This is a genomic window from Kitasatospora sp. NPDC056138, from assembly GCF_042264695.1.
Classification (GTDB): Bacteria; Actinomycetota; Actinomycetes; order Streptomycetales; family Streptomycetaceae; genus Kitasatospora.
In genome coordinates, this window is record NZ_JBHJVK010000001.1 from 211143 (window position 1) to 227592 (window position 16450).

Genomic DNA, 16450 nt, shown 5'->3' on the forward strand with positions numbered 1-16450 from the left:
CTCAGGCGGCTCTCGGCGGTGCGGCGGGCGGCTCGGTGTCCGCCTCCGGGGCCGGCGGGGTCGACACGGCCGCGGCGGCCGCGCAGGCGGCCAGCAGTGCGCGCATCGGGACCGCTCGGGCCTCCTCGGCCGGACGGGGCGCCTCGGCCCGCGGACGCGGGGCGGGCTTGGCGGCGGGGGTGGTGCTCTGCATGGCGCCTCCCTAGTTAGGCAGACCTAACCGCGACACCATCCCACCACGTCGGACCACCCGACCGCAACACTTTGCCGACGTCCTGTCGGAAAGCTCCCTCGTTCGTGCGACGGGCTTCATCCGATCCGGTGGTGGATCCGGCCCGGCTGGGCCGATCGGGCTACGCGGGCTCGACCGCCAGCACCGCGAGGTCGACCTCGGCCCAGCGCCCGCCGATGCCGGTCAGCGTCACCTGGCGCGGGTCCGAGTCGTCCTCGGCCGAGGCGGCGTCGCCGATCGCCCGCTCGATCCGGACTTCGAGCCGGTCCTCGGTCAGCTGCTCGACCTTGCCCTCGCCCCACTCGACCACGACCACCGACTCGGGCAGCGAGACGTCCAGGTCGAGATCCTCCATCTCGTCCAGGCCGCCGCCCAGCCGGTAGGCGTCCACGTGCACCAGTGCGGGGCCGCCGGTCAGCGAGGGGTGCACCCGGGCGATCACGAAGGTCGGCGAGGTGACCGCCCCCCGCACTCCGAGCCCCTCGCCGAGGCCCCGGGTCAGCGTGGTCTTCCCGGCGCCCAGCTCGCCGGAGAGCAGCACCAGGTCACCTGCCCTGAGCAGGGCGGCGAGTTCCCGGCCGAGCCGGTTCATCCGCTCGGGCGAGGCAACGGTGATGGCGGTCTGCGAACCCATCGGGGTCACGGTGTCCTTCCGGGGAGTGGTCGTGCGTCGGGCCGGGACGGGTCCGGTCGGATCCGGTCCGGTCCGGGCCGCGGTTCATGCTTCGGGGCTGCCGTCCGCCCCTGCCAGGTCGCGTACGGCCGGCGGCAGCGGTGCCGCACCGACGTGCTCGACGGCCTGCCGGAGCAGGGCGGCGAGCCGCTGGTCCACCAGCTCGGGGCGTTCCAGCATCACCAGGTGACCCGCGTCCTGGACGAGCACCAGCTCCGCGTCGGGCAGCTCGCGGGCGATCGTCTCGCTGTGCTCGGGCGGGGTGAGCAGATCCTTGGTGCCGGCCAGGACGAGGGTCGGGACGGCGCGCAGGGTGGCGAGCGCGGCAGTCTTCTCGTGGGCGCTGAAGGCCGGGTAGAACTCGGCGACCACGTCGATCGGGGTGGCGTCCAGCAGTTGCTCGGCGAACCGGACCACGGCCGGGTCCACGTCCTTGGTCCCGAACGAGAACCTGCGGTACAGCACACTCGTCAGGTCCGCGCCGAGCCGGCGGGTGGCCTCCACCAGTTCGACCTGGCGGCCGAGCAGCCGCACCACCCCGGGGGCGAGACGGCGCAGCAGTTTGGCACCGGCCGCGGGCAGCCCGAGGGTGACGGAGTCCCAGTCGCCGGCCAGGGTGCCGATCAGGGCGACCGCGGCCACCCTGCCCGCGCCCTCGGCCGCCCCCGCGCCGAACAGCTCGGGGTGCTGGTCGGCCAGGGCCATCACGGTCATGCCGCCCATCGAGTGGCCGACCAGCACGATCGGGCCCTCGGGGGCGACCGCGTCGATGACGGCCTTGAGGTCGCCGCCCAGCTGGTCGATCGAGGCGAGCTCCCCGTTCAGGTAGGACCGGGAGCGCTCGGAGCGGCCGTGGCTGCGCTGGTCCCAGAAGACCAGCCGCATGCCCTCGCGCAGCGCGGCGCGCTGGAAGTGCCAGCTGTCCTGGGCGAGGCAGTAGCCGTGGCAGAAGATCACGGTCAGTGGGGGCCGCGACTGGTGGACGGCTCCGAAGCTGCGGCGGTTGGCCGCCCCCACCAGCGCGCCCGAGCCCGCCAGCAGCCCGGGCAGGCCGGTCCGGTCGACCTGGCCCTCACCGCGCTTGCGGGTGAACCAGCCGCGCCCGGTCCGGTTCTCCTCCGGGTGCACCTGGACCGGGTCCGGCCAGCCGGTGCCGTCCAGTTCCACGTACAGCTGGGTGCCGTCCGGGGCGGTCACGGTGTGCGGGCGGCCGCGCAGCGAACCGTACGGTGCGGCGGCGTCCAGCTCCTGGCGCGCCCGGCGGCGCATGGTGCGGCCGACCGTCAGGCGCTCTATCGCCACGCCGGCGGCGGCACCGGCCGCGACCACGCCGACCGAGATGCCGATCAGACCGGCCCGGCTCACCCCGGCCGAGGCCGACTCGGCGGCCTTCGCGACCTTCGCCACGGCGGCCACCGGGCTGCTGCCGGTCGGCTCGCTCACGGCCGCGGACCCGGTCCCTGTGAGCCGCCCACGTACCGGCGGGGCACCCGGGCACCGATCCGGGTGACGATCTCGTACGCGATGGTGCCGCTGGCCAGGGCCCAGTCCTCGGCCGTCGGCTCGCCGCGCTCGCCGGTGCCGAAGACCAGGACCTCCTCGCCGGCCTCGGGCGTGTCGCCGCCCAGGTCCACCACGAACTGGTCCATCGCGACCCGGCCCGCGGCCGTCCGCCACTTGCCGCCGATCTGCACCGGGCCGGCCCCGCTGGCGTGGCGCGGGATGCCGTCGGCGTACCCGACCGGGACCAGGCCCAGGGTGGTCTCGCCGGGGGTCGTGTAGTGGTGCCCGTAGCTGACGCCGTGGCCGCCGGGGACCGACTTCACCAGCGCGAGCCTGGTCGTCAGCGCCATCACCGGGCGCAGCCCGAAGTCGGCCGGCGAGCCGACCTCGGGGACCGGGGACACCCCGTACATCGCCAGGCCGGTACGGACCATGTCGTAGTGCGACTGCGGGAGCAGCAGGGTCGCCGGGGAGTTGGCGATGTGCCGCACCTCCGGTCGGAGCCCGGCGTCCTCGGCATGGGCCAGCGCGGCGGAGAAGGCGTCCAGCTGGGCCTGGATCGACGGGTGGCCCGGTTCGTCCGCCGCGGCGAAGTGCGACCAGATGCCGACCACTTCGAGCAGGCCCTCGGCCTCGGCCTGCAGCAGCCGTCCGACCAGTTCCGGCCAGTCGCGCGGCTGGCAGCCGTTGCGGCCCAGGCCGGTGTCGGCCTTCAGGTGCACCCGGGCGCTGATCCCGGTCGCGCGGACCGCCGCCAGCAGCTCGTCCAGGGCCCACTGGCCGCTGACCGAGACGTCCAGCTGGGCGCGGAGCGCCTGCTGCCAGGGGCCGCCGGGAGTCCAGAGCCAGCACAGCACGCGCGCCCGGTCCGGACCGATCCCGGCCGCGCGCAGCGCCAGCGCCTCCTCCGGCGTGGCCGTGCCCAGCCAGGTCACGCCCGCCGCGACGGCCTCCCGGGCACACTGAACCGCGCCGTGGCCGTAGGCGTCCGCCTTGACCACCGCCATCAGCGCAGGGCCGCCGGTACGGTCCCGCAGCGCGGCCAGATTCCCGCGCAGGGCGGCCAGATCGATGGTCGCCTCGACCCGGGCCCCGTGCGTGAGGAGGGCCGGACCGGTCGTGTTCGCAGTTGTCATCGCGTATCAGTCTCCCAGACCCGCGCGGCGCCTCCGCCGAACCCCTGGTCGACGCGGCGGCAGAACCCCTGAAGACGCCTCCGGAACCCTTCGAGGTTCCCGGAGGACGCACGGTCCCGGCAGCGCGGGGAACCGCGGGAAACACCGCCGTCACCGACGGGAGGACCGACCGGATGCCCGCCCGTCCTCGCCCCGACCGCTGGCTCCCTGCCACCCGGCCACCGGGTCCCGAGCCACCCGGCCGACCGGCCAGCACACCGCCGGGGCCGCCGGGGCCCAGGTGACCCGCCACGCCGGTACCGGGCCGCCCCCTCGGTCGGGAGAGCCGAGGGCGCTGCTGGGCGGAGGGCTAGTCGCGTCCCCGCGCGGCTGCCCGGACGGTCCGCCAGGCGGCGGGAAGGGCGGCGGCGACGTCCAGAGCGGTGGCCGGGGCGCCGCCCTCGGCGGCCTCGCGGCCGGCCAGCCCGTGCAGGTAGGCGGCGGCCGAGGCGGCGTCGAGCGGGCCGAGGCCGGCGGCGAGCAGCGAGCCCGCCAGGCCGGAGAGCACGTCGCCGCTGCCCGCCGTGGCCAGCCACGGTGTCCCGGTCGGGTTCACCCGTACGTCGCCCTCGGGCGTGGCGATCACCGTCGTGGAGCCCTTGAGCAGCACCGTCGCCCCGTACGCCTCGGCCAGCCGGCGCGCGGTGGCCAGCCGGGCCGCGGCCAGCTCCTGCGCTGCGGGCGGCGCGGCCCGCTCCGCGGAAGCGCGCGCCGTCGGACCACCGGCTCCGCCGGCGCCCCCCGGACCCGCCCCCGCCAGCAGCCGGGCGGCCTCGCCCGTGTGCGGGGTGAGCACGGTGGGCGCGGTACGTCCGGCCAGGGCGGCCGGGCCGAGGCGGGCCAGTTCGGTCAGGCCGTCCGCGTCGACCAGGACCGGGACCTGCCCGGCCAGCGCCTCCTCCAGCGCCCGGGCGGCTCCGTCGCCGGAGCCGGGCCCGACCACCCAGGCCTGCACCCGCCCGGCCCCGGCCGGCGATCCCTCGGTGACCAGCGTCTCGGGAAAGCGCCGCACCACCTCCTCGGCCGCCGTGCCCACGTACCGCACCGCGCCCGCACCGCCCCGCAGCGCCCCGGCCACCGCCAGCAGCGCCGCCCCCGGGTAGCGCGCCGATCCCGCCGCGACCCCGACGACGCCCCGCCGGTACTTGTCGCTCTCCGCCGACGGCACCGGAAGCAGTGCGGCCAGATCCGCGTGCTGGAGGACCGTCACGGCGGGCCGGGGCAGTTCCAGACCGATGTCCACCAGCTGGAGCGCGCCCACGTACGAGGCGGCGGGGTCGATCAGCAGCCCCGGTTTGTAGGTGCCGAAGCACACCGTCACGTCCGCCCGCAGCGCGACGCCGGGCACCTCGCCGCTGTCGGGGTCGACTCCGCTCGGGACATCGACGGCGACCACCGCACCCCGCCGCCCGGCGGTCGCGTACGGCTGCGCCTCGGGCCGCAGCCCGCCCCGGCCGCCGATGCCGACGATCCCGTCGAGCACCAGGTCGGCCCGTTCGAAGGCCCGCTGATCGGACGTCACCCGGCCGCCCGCCGCCCGCAGCGCGGCCAGGCCGCCCGCGTGGACCCGTTCGGGTGAGAGCAGGATCGCGCTGACCGCCGCGCCGCGCCCGGCCAGCCGGGCGCCCGCGTACAGCGCGTCGCCGCCGTTGTCCCCGCTGCCCGCGAGCACCACCACCCGGCTGCCGTACACCCGTCCGAGCAACCGGGCGCAGGTCGCGGCCAGTCCGGCGGCGGCCCGCTGCATCAGGGTGCCGTCGGGCAGCCGGGCCATCAGCTCGGCCTCCGCCGCGCGTACCTGCTCGACCGTGTGTGCGTGGCGCACGGTGCCCTCCCCGGGGTCAGCCTTCGGCGATCACTACCGCCGACGCTACGCCCGCGTCGTGGCTGAGCGATACGTGCCACGACGTCACGCCCAGCTCCGCCGCCCGGGCCGCGACCGTACCGGTCACCCGCAGTACGGGGCGCCCGGACTCCTCGGTGTGCACCTCGGCGTCCGTCCAGCGCAGCCCGGCGGGTGCACCGAGCGCCTTGGCCAGCGCCTCCTTGGCGGCGAAACGCGCTGCCAGCGAGGCCGCGCCGCGGCGCTCTCCGGACGGCAGCAGCAGCTCGGCCTCGGTGAACAGCCGTCCGGCCGTGCCCGGCGTCCGCGCCAGTGCGGCCCCGAAGCGCTCGATCGCCGCGACGTCGATCCCGACCCCGATGATCACCCCGGCAACTCCTTACGCGATCTCCCACATGGAACGGCGGGTCACTGGAAAGGATTGCAGTCACATCCGCACCAGGCAGAGGGAAGCACCCATGGCGAAGATCAAGGGTCAGGTCAAGTGGTTCAACGAGTCCAAGGGGTTCGGCTTCATCAGCCCCGCTGACGGCAGCAAGGACGTGTTCGTCCACTTCAGCGCCATTCAGGGCAACGGCTTCAAGACCCTTGCGGAGGGCCAGGACGTGGAGTTCGAGATCCAGGAGGGCCAGAAGGGCCCGTCGGCCGCCAACGTGACGGCGGTCTGACCCGCACACGCGAAGGCCCGCCCTCCCCGGGGAACCGGGGAGGGCGGGCCCACGGCCGTGCCTGCTACTCCACCGTGACCGACTTGGCCAGGTTGCGCGGCTGGTCCACCTCGTGGCCCTTGGCGGTGGCCAGCTCGCAGGCGAAGACCTGGAGCGGAACGGTCGACACCAGCGGCTGCAGCAGGGTCGGGGTGGCCGGGATGCGGATCAGGTGGTCGGCGTACGGCACGACCGCCTCGTCACCCTCCTCGGCGATCACGATCGTGCGGGCGCCACGGGCCCGGATCTCCTGGATGTTGGAGACGATCTTGTCGTGCAGGATCGAGCGCCCACGCGGGGACGGCACGACCACGACGACCGGCAGACCCTCCTCGATCAGCGCGATCGGGCCGTGCTTGAGCTCGCCCGCCGCGAAGCCCTCGGCGTGCATGTACGCCAGCTCCTTGAGCTTGAGCGCACCCTCCAGGGCCACCGGGAAACCGACGTGGCGGCCGAGGAACAGCACCGACTTGGCGTCGGCCAGCGAGCGGGCCAGCTCGCGCACCGGCTCCATGGTCTCCAGCACCTGCTCCACCTGCTTCGGCGCGTCGCCGAGCTCGCGGATGATGTCGAAGATCTCGTCGCCCCACTTGGTGCCGCGCACCTGGCCGAGGTAGAGCGCGACCAGGTAGCAGGCCACCAGCTGGGTCAGGAACGCCTTGGTCGACGCGACCGCGACCTCGGGACCGGCGTGCGTGTACAGCACCGCGTCCGACTCGCGCGGGATGGTCGAGCCGTTGGTGTTGCAGATCGCCAGCACCTTGGCGCCCTGCTCACGCGCGTGGCGCAGCGCCATCAGGGTGTCCATGGTCTCGCCGGACTGCGAGATCGCGACGACCAGGGTGCGGTCGTCCATGATCGGGTCGCGGTAGCGGAACTCCGAGGCGACCTCGACCTCGCACGGGATGCGGGTCCAGTGCTCGATCGCGTACTTGGCGATCATGCCCGCGTGGTAAGCGGTACCGCACGCGACGATGACGACCTTGTCGATCTCGCGCAGCACGGAGTCGGAGATCCGCAGCTCGTCCAGGGTCAGCCGGCCGTCGGTGCCGATCCGGCCGAGCAGGGTGTCGGCGACGGCCTTCGGCTGCTCGGCGATCTCCTTGAGCATGAAGTAGTCGTAGCCGCCCTTCTCGGCGGCGGAGGCGTCCCAGTCGACGTGGTACTCGCGCACCTCGGCCGGGGTGCCGTCGAAGTTGGTGACGGTCACGCCCTCGCGGCGCAGCTCGACGACCTGGTCCTGGCCCAGCTCGATCGCCTCGCGGGTGTGCGCGATGAAGGCGGCGACGTCGGAGGCCAGGAAGTTCTCGCCCTCGCCGCGGCCGACCACCAGCGGGGAGTTGCGGCGGGCGCCGACCACCACGTCCGGGGCGTCCGCGTGCACCGCGACCAGGGTGAACGCGCCGTCCAGCTGGCGGCAGACGGCCCGCATGGCCTCGGCCAGGTCACCGTCGTAGGCCTCGGCCAGCAGGTGGGCGACCACCTCGGTGTCGGTCTCCGAGCGCAGGGTGTGGCCGCGCTCGGCGATCGCCGCACGCAGCTGGGCGAAGTTCTCGATGATGCCGTTGTGGACGACGGCGACCTTCTGGAGGTCGTCCAGGTGAGGGTGGGCATTGGCGTCGGTCGGGCCGCCGTGGGTGGCCCAACGGGTGTGACCGATGCCGGTGGTGCCGCCGGGCAGCGGCGTCTCGGCGAGAGACTTCTGAAGGTTGGCGAGCTTCCCGGCCCGCTTGTCGGTGGCGAGGCTCCACTGCCCGTCGGCGCCTCGGGTCTGCAGGGCCACACCGGCGGAGTCGTACCCTCGGTACTCCAGCCGCTGCAGTCCGGCGATCACTACGTCGAGGGCCGTCTGAGACCCCACATATCCAACAATTCCGCACATGTGAGCCAGCATAAGCGTGGCGGCGTTCGGCCTATAAACGCCGGTCGGCGACCACCCGTGACCGACACCACACCACCCAGGTGGTCCACGACCGCTCACAATGGAGCATGTGCTGACCGAACTCTGTACGCGGGGCGCCCCCACGCCGACCCCTTCCCCGTACGTGGATCTGGACCGGGCCGAGTGGAGCGCCCTGCGCGAGCGCACGCCGCTGCCGCTGACCGCCGCGGAGGTCGAGCGACTCCGCGGCCTGGGCACGGCACTCGACCTGGACGAGGTCAGGGACGTCTACCTGCCGCTCTCCCGGCTGCTCAACCTCTACATCCACGCCACGCACGAACTGCGCGGCGCGCTGGGCACGTTCCTGGACACCTCGGACACCGAGCGCATCCGCACCCCGTTCGTGATCGGGGTGGCGGGCTCGGTCGCGGTCGGCAAGTCCACCACCGCCCGGCTGCTGCAGGCACTGCTCGCCCGCTGGCCGGAGCACCCCCGGGTCGAGCTGGTCACCACCGACGGCTTCCTGCTCCCCAACGCCGAGCTGCGCCGCCGCGGCCTGATGGCCCGCAAGGGCTTCCCGGAGTCGTACGACCGCCGGGCGCTGATGCGCTTCGTGGCGGACGTGAAGGCCGGCAAGGAGCGGGTCTCCGCGCCGGTGTACTCGCACCTGGTCTACGACATCGTGCCGGAGATGCGGCTCACCGTGGAGCGCCCGGACATCCTGATCGTCGAGGGCCTGAACGTGCTCCAGCCCGCCCTGCCGGGCACCGACGGCCGCACCCGGCTCGCGGTGGCCGACTACTTCGACTTCTCGATCTACGTGGACGCCCGTACCGACGACATCGAGACCTGGTACCTGGACCGGTTCAGGAAGCTGCGCGACACCGCCTTCCAGGACCCCAACTCCTACTTCCGGCGCTTCACCGAAGTGCCCGAGGAGGAGGCGATGGAGTACGGCCGCCAGGTCTGGCGCACCATCAACAAGCCGAACCTGGTGGAGAACGTCCTGCCCACCCGCGGCCGGGCCACCCTGGTCCTGCAGAAGGGCCCGGACCACAAGGTCCGCCGGGCACTGCTGCGCAAGCTCTGACGAACGCTCAGCAGCCCCCCGCCCGGTGGACGGGGGGCTGCTGACCGGCATTCAGCCCGGGTTGACGCCCGCTCAGCCGAGGTGGGTGCGGACGGCTTCGGCGAGCTCCTCGGCAACCGCCTTGGCCTGCACCGCGTCGGCCGCCTCGACCATCACCCGGACCAGCGGCTCGGTGCCCGAGGGGCGCAGCAGCACCCGGCCGGTGTCACCCAGCTCGGTCTCGGCCTCCTTGACCGCCTGCGAGAGCTCCACCGAGGTGGTCACCCGGGTCCGGTCCACGCCCTTGACGTTGATCAGGACCTGCGGCAGCCGGGTCATCACCGCGGCCAGGTCGGCCAGCGGCTGCTTGGTGGCCGCCAGGCGGGCGCCGAGCATCAGACCGGTCAGCGTGCCGTCGCCGGTGGTGGCGTGGTCCAGCAGGATGACGTGCCCGGACTGCTCGCCGCCCAGCGCGTAGCCCTCCGCCTTCATCGCCTCCAGCACGTACCGGTCGCCGACCGCGGTCTCGACCAGGTCGATGCCCTCGCGCTGCATCGCCTGCTTGAAGCCCAGGTTGGACATCACGGTGGCGACGGCGGTGTTGCGGCGCAGCGTGCCGGCCTCCTTCATGGCGACCGCGAGGATGGCGATGATCTGGTCGCCGTCCACCTCGTTGCCGTCCGCGTCGGCCGCCAGGCAGCGGTCGGCGTCGCCGTCCAGGGCGATGCCGAGGTCGGCCCGGTGCTCCTGCATCGCGGCGCGCAGCTTGTCCAGGTGGGTCGAGCCGACGCCGTCGTTGATGTTGAGGCCGGTCGGCTCGGTGCCCAGGGTGTGCACGACCTCGGCGCCCGCGCGGGCGAAGGCCTCGGGGGCGACCCGGGCGGCCGCGCCGTGGGCGCCGTCGATGACGACCTTGATGCCGTCCAGGCGGTTCGGCAGTACGCCGATCAGGTGGGCGACGTACCGGTCGAAGCCCTCGGTGTACTGGCGGACCCGGCCGACGGCCTCGCCGGTCGGGCGGCTCCAGTTCTCGTCACCGACGCCGTAGCGGGCGTAGTGCGCCTCGATGGCGTCCTCGATGGCGTCGTCCAGCTTGTGGCCGCCGCGGGCGAGGAACTTGATGCCGTTGTCCGGCATCGCGTTGTGGCTGGCCGAGAGCATCACGCCGAAGTCGGCGCCGAGCGCGCCGGTCAGGTACGCCACGGCGGGCGTCGGCAGCACGCCGACCCGCAGCACGTCCACGCCCGCGCTCGCCAGGCCGGCGATCACCGCGGCCTCCAGGAACTCACCGGACGCACGCGGATCGCGGCCCACCACCGCGACCGGGCGGTGCCCCTCGAAAGCCCCCGCATCGCCGAGTACGTGCGCGGCCGCCACCGACAGGCCGAGCGCCAGTTCGGCGGTCAGGCCCTCATTGGCCACACCGCGCACACCATCCGTACCGAAGAGTCGTCCCACGTTCCTGGTCCTCCGTCGCCAAAGTTACTGGCCAATTTCTCGCGGCTCCCCGGCCTCCGCACAGGCGTGAAGGGGAGAAAAGCACGACGCCCCGGAGCACACGGGGTGCTCCGGGGCGTACGACTGCACCCAAGGGTGCGAACCATCGCAGATGGTACGCCCCCCGGCGGAGGTGCTTAGCGCTTGCTGTACTGCGGGGCCTTACGGGCCTTCTTGAGACCGGCCTTCTTGCGCTCGACGGCGCGGGCGTCACGGGTCAGGAAGCCGGCCTTCTTGAGGGCGCCGCGGTTGTTGTCCACGTCGGCCTCGTTCAGGGCACGGGCGACACCGAGGCGCAGCGCGTAGGCCTGACCGGAGACGCCGCCACCCGAGATGCGGGCGACAACGTCGTAACGGCCGTCCAGCTCGAGCAGCTTGAAGGGCTCGTTGACGGTCTGCTGGTGCACCTTGTTGGGGAAGTAGTTCTCCAGGGTGCGACCGTTGATCTTCCACTGGCCGGTGCCCGGGACGATGCGCACGCGGGCGATCGCCTCCTTGCGGCGGCCGAGGCCGGCGCCGGGGACGGCCTCGCCGAAGCGGCCGGCCAGCGACTCGGAGGTGTACTCGGTCTCGGAGGTGTAGTCCTCGACGACGGTGTCGTCGAACTCGACCTCGAGGGTGTTCTCGATGGCAGTCTCGGCCACGGTGTTCCTCAGCTCCTGCTAAAAATCAGTGATGGGGTGGGGTGGCCGGAATTACTGCGCGACCTGGGTGATCTCGAACGGCACCGGCTGCTGGGCAGCGTGCGGGTGCTGGTCGCCCGAGTAGACCTTGAGCTTCGAGAGCATCTGGCGGCCCAGGCTGTTCTTGGGGATCATGCCCTTGATGGCCTTCTCGACGGCCTTCTCCGGGTTCTTGTCCAGGAGGTCGTCGTAGCGGACCGAGCGGAGACCGCCCGGGAAACCGCTGTGGCGGTAGGCCAGCTTCTGGGTCTTCTTGTTACCCGACAGGTGCACCTTGTCCGCGTTGATGATGATGACGAAGTCACCAGTGTCAACGTGCGGCGCGTAGATCGCCTTGTGCTTGCCCCGGAGGAGGTTGGCGGCCTGGGAAGCCAGGCGGCCGAGCACGACGTCGGTCGCGTCGATGACGTGCCACTGACGCTGGACGTCGCCGGGCTTGGGGCTGTACGTACGCACGGTCGTAGCCTTCGCTTTTCAGTGAGTGAGTCCTGACAGGAGCACCTGGACGAGGAGATCAGCCTGGTCCCGCTTGGACGCAATTCAAGGGGAGCCGCTGGTCGTCGGCCTGGTATCTCCGGCGTACCGACCTCTCACGTGAGATGGAGCGAGCCAATACGCACAACAAGCACCCAGCCTACCGGCCGGGCCCGTACGGGTCAAAAACGGCCCGCCCGTCGACTGCCGCCGTCCTTTCGAAGGCGCGCCCCGTACGGCGCCTGCTATCGGTCCCGCACGACCCGGGTCTCGTCCCAGACCGGCTCGGGCGCCTCGTACACCCGGCCGTCCGAGCCGAAGACCAGGAAGCGGTCGAAGGTCCTGGCGAACCAGCGGTCGTGGGTGACGCAGAGCACCGTGCCGTCGAACGCCTCCAGGCCCTCCTGGAGGGCCTCGGCGCTCTCCAGGTCGAGGTTGTCGGTGGGCTCGTCCAGCAGCAGCGCCGTCACCCCGGACAGCTCCAGCTTGAGGATCATCAGCCTGGCCTGCTGACCGCCGGAGAGCGACTCGAACCGCTGCTCCTCCTGGCGGTCCAGCTCGTAGCGGCGCAGCGCGCTCATCGCCGCCTTGCGGTCGAGCGCGTGCTCCTCCTCGATGATCGAGCGGACCGTCCGGCCGAACAGCTCCGGATGGGCGTGGGTCTGCCGGAAGTGCCCGGCGACCACGCGGGCGCCGAGCTTCCACTGGCCGGAGTGCCGCACCGACTCGTCCCCCGCCAGCAGGCGCAGGAAGTGCGACTTGCCGGAGCCGTTGGAACCCAGCACGGCCACCCGCTCGCCGTAGTAGACCTCCAGGTCGAAGGGCTGCATCAGGCCGCTGAGTTCCAGCTTCTCCAGGGTGACGGCGCGCACGCCCGTCCGGCCGCCCTTGAGCCGCATGCTGATCTTCTGCTCGCGCGGCGGCGCCTCGGGGCGGCCCGCCTCCTCGAACTTCTTGAGCCTGGTCTGCGCGGCGGCGTACCGGGAGGCCATGTCGTGGCTGATCGAGGCCGCCTGGCGCAGGGTGACCACCAGCTTCTTCAGCTTGGCGTGCTCCTCGTCCCAGCGGCGGCCGAGCTCCTCGATCCGCTCGAAGCGCTCCTTGCGGGCCTCGTGGAAGGACTCGAAGCCGGAACCGTGCACCCAGACGCTGCTGCCCGCCGCACCCGTCTCGACGCTGACGATCTTGTCGGCGCTGCGCGAGAGCAGTTCACGGTCGTGCGAGATGAACAGGACGGTCTTGGGGGTGGCCTTGAGCGCCTCCTCCAGCCAGCGCTTGCCCGGGACGTCCAGGTAGTTGTCCGGCTCGTCCAGCAGCAGCACCTCCTCGGGGCCGCGCAGCAGCGCCTCCAGGACGAGCCGCTTCTGCTCACCGCCGGAGAGGGTGTTCAGCCCGCGCCACTGCGCCTTGTCGAAGGGCATGCCGAGGGCCGCCATGGTGCAGACGTCCCAGTCGGTCTCGTAGTCGTAGCCGCCGGCGTCGGCCCAGTCGGAGAGCGCCTGGGCGTACGCCATCTGCGTCTTCTCGTCGTCCTGCGCCATCATCGCCAGCTCGGCGGCGTCCACCGCACGGGCGGCGGTGGCGATCCTCGGCGGGGCGACGGAGACCAGCAGGTCGCGCACGGAGGCGTCCGGGGCGAGCGCACCGGGAGTCTCCCGCTGGTCCTCGCGGCCGGTGGTGCCCACGAACTGGCGCATCACCCCGAGACCGCCGCTGACCGTGACCGAGCCGCCGTGCGGCTGCACGTCCCCGGCGATCATGCGCAGCAGGGTGGTCTTGCCGGCGCCGTTGGCGCCGACCAGGGCGACGTTGGCGCCCTCGCCCACCCGGAAGGACGCGTCGTCGAACAGCACCCGTCCGTCCGGCAGGTAGTACTCAAGGTGCGAAATCTCGACGTGTCCCATAGGTCGGATTTTGCTACGTCGCACCTCCCCGGCCCAAACGGATTTCGGTACCGATTCGGTATGCGGACCGGGCCGGGGTGGTGCCATGCCCTAAAATTCGCGCTTATGAGCGATGGGGCGGCAAGCACACCAGGACCGGGCGAGCAGACGGGCGAGCAGCACCCGCAGAACCCTTCTGCGGTGCCTGAGCAGGCGACACCTCCGGCATCGCCGTTCCCCGCCCACGCCCAGCCGCAGCAGCAGGCTCCGCAGCAGCCCGGCGGCTTCCCGCCGCAGGCCGTGTCACAGGTCCCCGGCTACGGCTACCCCCCGGCCCAGCCCACCTACGGCTACCCGCCCCAGGGCGGCGGCTACGGCTACCCGCCGCAGAGCGGGTACGGCTACCCGCCGCTCGCCGGCCCGGGCGAGCCGGACTGGATGGAGCTGGCCGAGCAGAACGAGGCGGCCAACCGCCGCCGCAAGCGGCTGCTGATGATCAGCGGCGGTGCGCTGGCGGTCGCCGCGGTGGTCGGGATCGTCGCCACCACCCTGGTGCTCTCCGGCAAGAAGGACGGCCCCGTGGCCGCCCCGACCTCCAGCGCGAGCCCGTCCGCCACCGACGACGGCGGCGACGACGGCACGCCGGCTCCCGCGCCGACCTCGGCCGAGGGCTTCCTGAGCCGGGTGAACACCGACACCGCTCCGCTGACGCCCAAGAGCCTGTTCGCCGACGACAAGATCACGGTCAACGGCCACCAGTACGCCCTGGCCTCGACCGACGTCACCACGACCAAGGATTGCTCCGCGGCGGTCGACCCCGACCTGGCCAAGGTCGCGAAGAGCACCGGCTGCCTGCACGTGTTCCGCGCCACGTACGTCAACGGCGCGACCGCCGTGACGCTGGCCATCGCGGACTTCCCGAGCAGCACGAGCGCCGCGAAGGCGGCCAAGGCCGCCGCCTCGATGACGGTCAAGGCGCTGGTCGAGGGCGGGAGCGCCCCGAAGTTCTGCCAGGGCGACGCCGCCTGCCGCAGCAGCCGCGACTCCTACGGCCGCTACTACATGAGCTCGCTGGCCGGCCGGGCGGACGGCAAGTCCGCGACCGCGGCGGACAAGGCCGTCCCGGTGGCCGCCCGCGACCTGGTCCGCTATGCGAACACCATCCTGGCCGCCCGGGGCAAGGCCGCCATGGACGCCGCCGGCGTCACCCCCGCGGGCTCCCCGCCCCCGGCCTCCCCGTCCGCCTCCCCCAGCAACTGACCGAAGCACTCCGGGTGCGCCGGGAACCGCGCACCCGGAGTGCCCCGGCGGCCGGACGGCAAGTCCGCGACCGCACCCCGGGCGCTTCGACCACCGTGCGGCACCGGGCGGTCACTGCCCCGGCAGGGTGCGCATCCGGCGGGAGGCCCGGTTGCGTTCGGCGAGCTGGTCGTCGGCCGGGTACCCGACCTCCTCCAGCGTGAGCCCGTACGGCCGGACCACGTTGACGGCGCTGTTGCGCACCCGGCCCGCCAGCACCTCACCGGGGAACTCCACCGACCGGTGCCCGTCGCCGACCAGCAGCATCGCACCGACCAGCGAGCGCACCATGTTGTGGCAGAAGGCGTCCGCCCGGACCGTGGCCACCGCCAGCGTCCCCTCCTGGCTCGCGTAGCTGTCCACCGGCACCCGGTCCCAGTGCAGTTCCAGCAGCGTGCGGATGGTGGTCGCGCCCTCGCGCTTCTTGCAGTACGCGGCGAAGTCGTGCTCGCCGAGCAGCAGCCGGGCCGCCTCGTTCATCTTCTCCACGTCGAGCGGCCGGTCGTGCCAGAGCACGTGCCCACGCAGCAGCGGGTCGACCCCGCCCGGATGGTCGGCGACCCGGTAGGCGTACCGGCGCCAGATCGCGGCGAACCGGGCGTCGAAGCCGTGCGGGGCCTCACCCACCCGGTAGATCCGGATGTCGCCGGGCAGCCGGCCGGCCAGCCTGCGGAGCAGCTTCTCGCCGTGCTCGGCCCACAGCTCGGCCGGCAGGTCGACGTGCGCGACCTGGCCGCGCGCATGCACCCCGGCGTCGGTCCGCCCGGCCACCGTCAGCGGGTACGGCTCCGGGCTCCGGGTGACGATCTGCAGCGCGCTCTCGATCTCCTCCTGCACGGTGCGGCGGCCGCGCTGCCGCGCCCAGCCGGAGAACTCGGCACCCTGGTAGGCCAGATCGAGCCGGACCCGGACGTACCCCTCGGCGGGGCCGTCCTGCCGCGGCGGCGTCTGCTCGCAATCCTTCAGCACTGCTGCTCACTCCAGATAGAAAGGAACGGGCCCGCTCCCCCATCGCTGGGAGAGCGGGCCCGTCACACACCTAAAGGTGTCAGGCGTTCTCGACCTCGGCGGTCTCGGTGGCCTGGGCCGCAGCCTCGTCGGCCTCCTTGACGGCGCGCTTGGTGGCGCCCTCGGCCTCGCCGACGGCGGTCTGCGCGACGGTCAGCGCCTCGACCAGCTCGATCACGGCCATCGGGGCGTTGTCGCCACGACGGGGACCGATCTTGGTGATACGGGTGTAACCACCGGGACGGTTCTCGTAGCGCGGCGCGATCTCGGTGAAGAGGGTGTGCAGCACCGAGACGTCGGTGATGGTCTTGCGAACCAGGCGACGGTTGTGGATGTCGCCCTTCTTCGCCTTGGTGATCAGCTTCTCCGCCAGCGGGCGCATCCGACGGGCCTTGGCCTCGGTCGTGGTGATGCGGCCGTACTGGAACAGCTCCCGGCACAGACCGGCGAGCAGCAGCGGCTCGTGGTGCGGGCCGCCGCCGAGGCGGGCACCCTTGGTGGGACGCGGCATGGGATTTCTCC

General features: G+C 72.8%; 16 protein-coding genes. 3 read left to right on the top strand and 13 right to left on the bottom strand.

Going from position 1 to position 16450, the window contains the following annotated elements:
- Window position 1 precedes the first annotated feature (1 nt).
- The 6 genes from ACFC1R_RS00855 to ACFC1R_RS00880 form a co-directional block, all read right to left on the bottom strand.
- Complete coding sequence (locus ACFC1R_RS00855) at window positions 2-193, bottom strand: hypothetical protein (protein ID WP_375930592.1); 192 nt, start codon at window positions 191-193, stop codon at window positions 2-4.
- 160 nt (window positions 194-353) lie between these two features.
- On the bottom strand, window positions 354-866 hold the full coding sequence (gene tsaE, locus ACFC1R_RS00860; protein WP_375930595.1) for a tRNA (adenosine(37)-N6)-threonylcarbamoyltransferase complex ATPase subunit type 1 TsaE: 513 nt from the start codon (window positions 864-866) through the stop codon (window positions 354-356).
- An 84-nt stretch (window positions 867-950) separates the two neighbouring features.
- Window positions 951-2348: an alpha/beta fold hydrolase gene (locus ACFC1R_RS00865; RefSeq protein WP_375930598.1), complete on the bottom strand. Its 1398-nt coding sequence runs from the start codon at window positions 2346-2348 to the stop codon at window positions 951-953.
- Window positions 2345-3544, bottom strand: coding sequence for an alanine racemase (alr, locus tag ACFC1R_RS00870; protein ID WP_375930601.1), 1200 nt, complete (start codon window positions 3542-3544; stop codon window positions 2345-2347). The genes ACFC1R_RS00865 and alr overlap by 4 nt, the downstream gene beginning before the upstream one ends.
- Before the next feature lie 349 nt (window positions 3545-3893).
- Entirely contained in the window at window positions 3894-5408 is a 1515-nt protein-coding gene (locus ACFC1R_RS00875; protein ID WP_375930604.1) for an NAD(P)H-hydrate dehydratase, read from the bottom strand.
- Window positions 5409-5424: 16 nt separating this feature from the next.
- Window positions 5425-5793 carry a holo-ACP synthase gene (locus ACFC1R_RS00880; RefSeq protein ID WP_375930607.1) on the bottom strand — a complete coding sequence of 123 codons (369 nt, stop codon included), beginning with the start codon at window positions 5791-5793 and terminating at the stop codon, window positions 5425-5427.
- Window positions 5794-5884: 91 nt separating this feature from the next.
- Between ACFC1R_RS00880 and cspE the strand changes: the two genes are divergently transcribed.
- Window positions 5885-6094: a transcription antiterminator/RNA stability regulator CspE gene (cspE, locus tag ACFC1R_RS00885; RefSeq protein ID WP_375930610.1), complete on the top strand. Its 210-nt coding sequence runs from the start codon at window positions 5885-5887 to the stop codon at window positions 6092-6094.
- A gap of 64 nt (window positions 6095-6158) precedes the next feature.
- On the opposite strand, the gene glmS is transcribed toward cspE, so the two are convergent.
- Entirely contained in the window at window positions 6159-8015 is a 1857-nt protein-coding gene (gene glmS / locus ACFC1R_RS00890) for a glutamine--fructose-6-phosphate transaminase (isomerizing) (RefSeq protein WP_375930613.1), read from the bottom strand.
- 100 nt (window positions 8016-8115) lie between these two features.
- Here glmS and coaA point away from each other — a divergent pair, with 100 nt between their 5' ends.
- Window positions 8116-9105 carry a type I pantothenate kinase gene (gene coaA / locus ACFC1R_RS00895; RefSeq protein WP_375930616.1) on the top strand — a complete coding sequence of 330 codons (990 nt, stop codon included), beginning with the start codon at window positions 8116-8118 and terminating at the stop codon, window positions 9103-9105.
- A 72-nt stretch (window positions 9106-9177) separates the two neighbouring features.
- Here the strand turns inward: coaA and glmM are convergent, their stop codons facing one another.
- From glmM to ACFC1R_RS00915, 4 genes are all read right to left on the bottom strand, one after another.
- Window positions 9178-10542, bottom strand: coding sequence for a phosphoglucosamine mutase (gene glmM, locus ACFC1R_RS00900; protein WP_375930619.1), 1365 nt, complete (start codon window positions 10540-10542; stop codon window positions 9178-9180).
- A gap of 176 nt (window positions 10543-10718) precedes the next feature.
- Window positions 10719-11225 (bottom strand): 30S ribosomal protein S9, encoded by a 507-nt coding sequence (rpsI, locus tag ACFC1R_RS00905; RefSeq protein ID WP_045305875.1) that lies wholly within the window; start codon window positions 11223-11225, stop codon window positions 10719-10721.
- A gap of 51 nt (window positions 11226-11276) precedes the next feature.
- Window positions 11277-11720, bottom strand: coding sequence for a 50S ribosomal protein L13 (gene rplM / locus ACFC1R_RS00910; RefSeq protein WP_035848207.1), 444 nt, complete (start codon window positions 11718-11720; stop codon window positions 11277-11279).
- A 263-nt stretch (window positions 11721-11983) separates the two neighbouring features.
- The gene (locus ACFC1R_RS00915) at window positions 11984-13642 is read right to left on the bottom strand and encodes an ABC-F family ATP-binding cassette domain-containing protein (RefSeq protein ID WP_375930623.1); all 1659 of its coding nucleotides are present in this window, start codon (window positions 13640-13642) and stop codon (window positions 11984-11986) included.
- Between the two features lie 180 nt (window positions 13643-13822).
- On the opposite strand from ACFC1R_RS00915, the gene ACFC1R_RS00920 reads away from it, so the two are divergent.
- Complete coding sequence (locus ACFC1R_RS00920; RefSeq protein WP_375930626.1) at window positions 13823-14881, top strand: hypothetical protein; 1059 nt, start codon at window positions 13823-13825, stop codon at window positions 14879-14881.
- 111 nt (window positions 14882-14992) lie between these two features.
- On the opposite strand, the gene truA is transcribed toward ACFC1R_RS00920, so the two are convergent.
- Window positions 14993-15886, bottom strand: coding sequence for a tRNA pseudouridine(38-40) synthase TruA (gene truA, locus ACFC1R_RS00925; protein ID WP_375930906.1), 894 nt, complete (start codon window positions 15884-15886; stop codon window positions 14993-14995).
- A gap of 82 nt (window positions 15887-15968) precedes the next feature.
- On the bottom strand, window positions 15969-16439 hold the full coding sequence (gene rplQ / locus ACFC1R_RS00930) for a 50S ribosomal protein L17 (protein ID WP_045305878.1): 471 nt from the start codon (window positions 16437-16439) through the stop codon (window positions 15969-15971).
- Between the last annotated feature and the right edge of the window lie 11 nt (window positions 16440-16450).

Excerpts from the sequence above, each read along its gene's own strand:
- ACFC1R_RS00855 (WP_375930592.1), bottom strand. The coding sequence starts at position 193 with ATGCAGAGCACCACCCCCGCCGCCAAGCCCGCCCCGCGTCCGCGGGCC.
- tsaE (WP_375930595.1), bottom strand. The coding sequence starts at position 866 with ATGGGTTCGCAGACCGCCATCACCGTTGCCTCGCCCGAGCGGATGAAC.
- alr (WP_375930601.1), bottom strand. The coding sequence starts at position 3,544 with ATGACAACTGCGAACACGACCGGTCCGGCCCTCCTCACGCACGGGGCC.
- cspE (WP_375930610.1), top strand. The coding sequence starts at position 5,885 with ATGGCGAAGATCAAGGGTCAGGTCAAGTGGTTCAACGAGTCCAAGGGG.
- glmS (WP_375930613.1), bottom strand. The coding sequence starts at position 8,015 with ATGTGCGGAATTGTTGGATATGTGGGGTCTCAGACGGCCCTCGACGTA.
- coaA (WP_375930616.1), top strand. The coding sequence starts at position 8,116 with ATGGAGCATGTGCTGACCGAACTCTGTACGCGGGGCGCCCCCACGCCG.
- ACFC1R_RS00915 (WP_375930623.1), bottom strand. The coding sequence starts at position 13,642 with ATGGGACACGTCGAGATTTCGCACCTTGAGTACTACCTGCCGGACGGA.
- rplQ (WP_045305878.1), bottom strand. The coding sequence starts at position 16,439 with ATGCCGCGTCCCACCAAGGGTGCCCGCCTCGGCGGCGGCCCGCACCAC.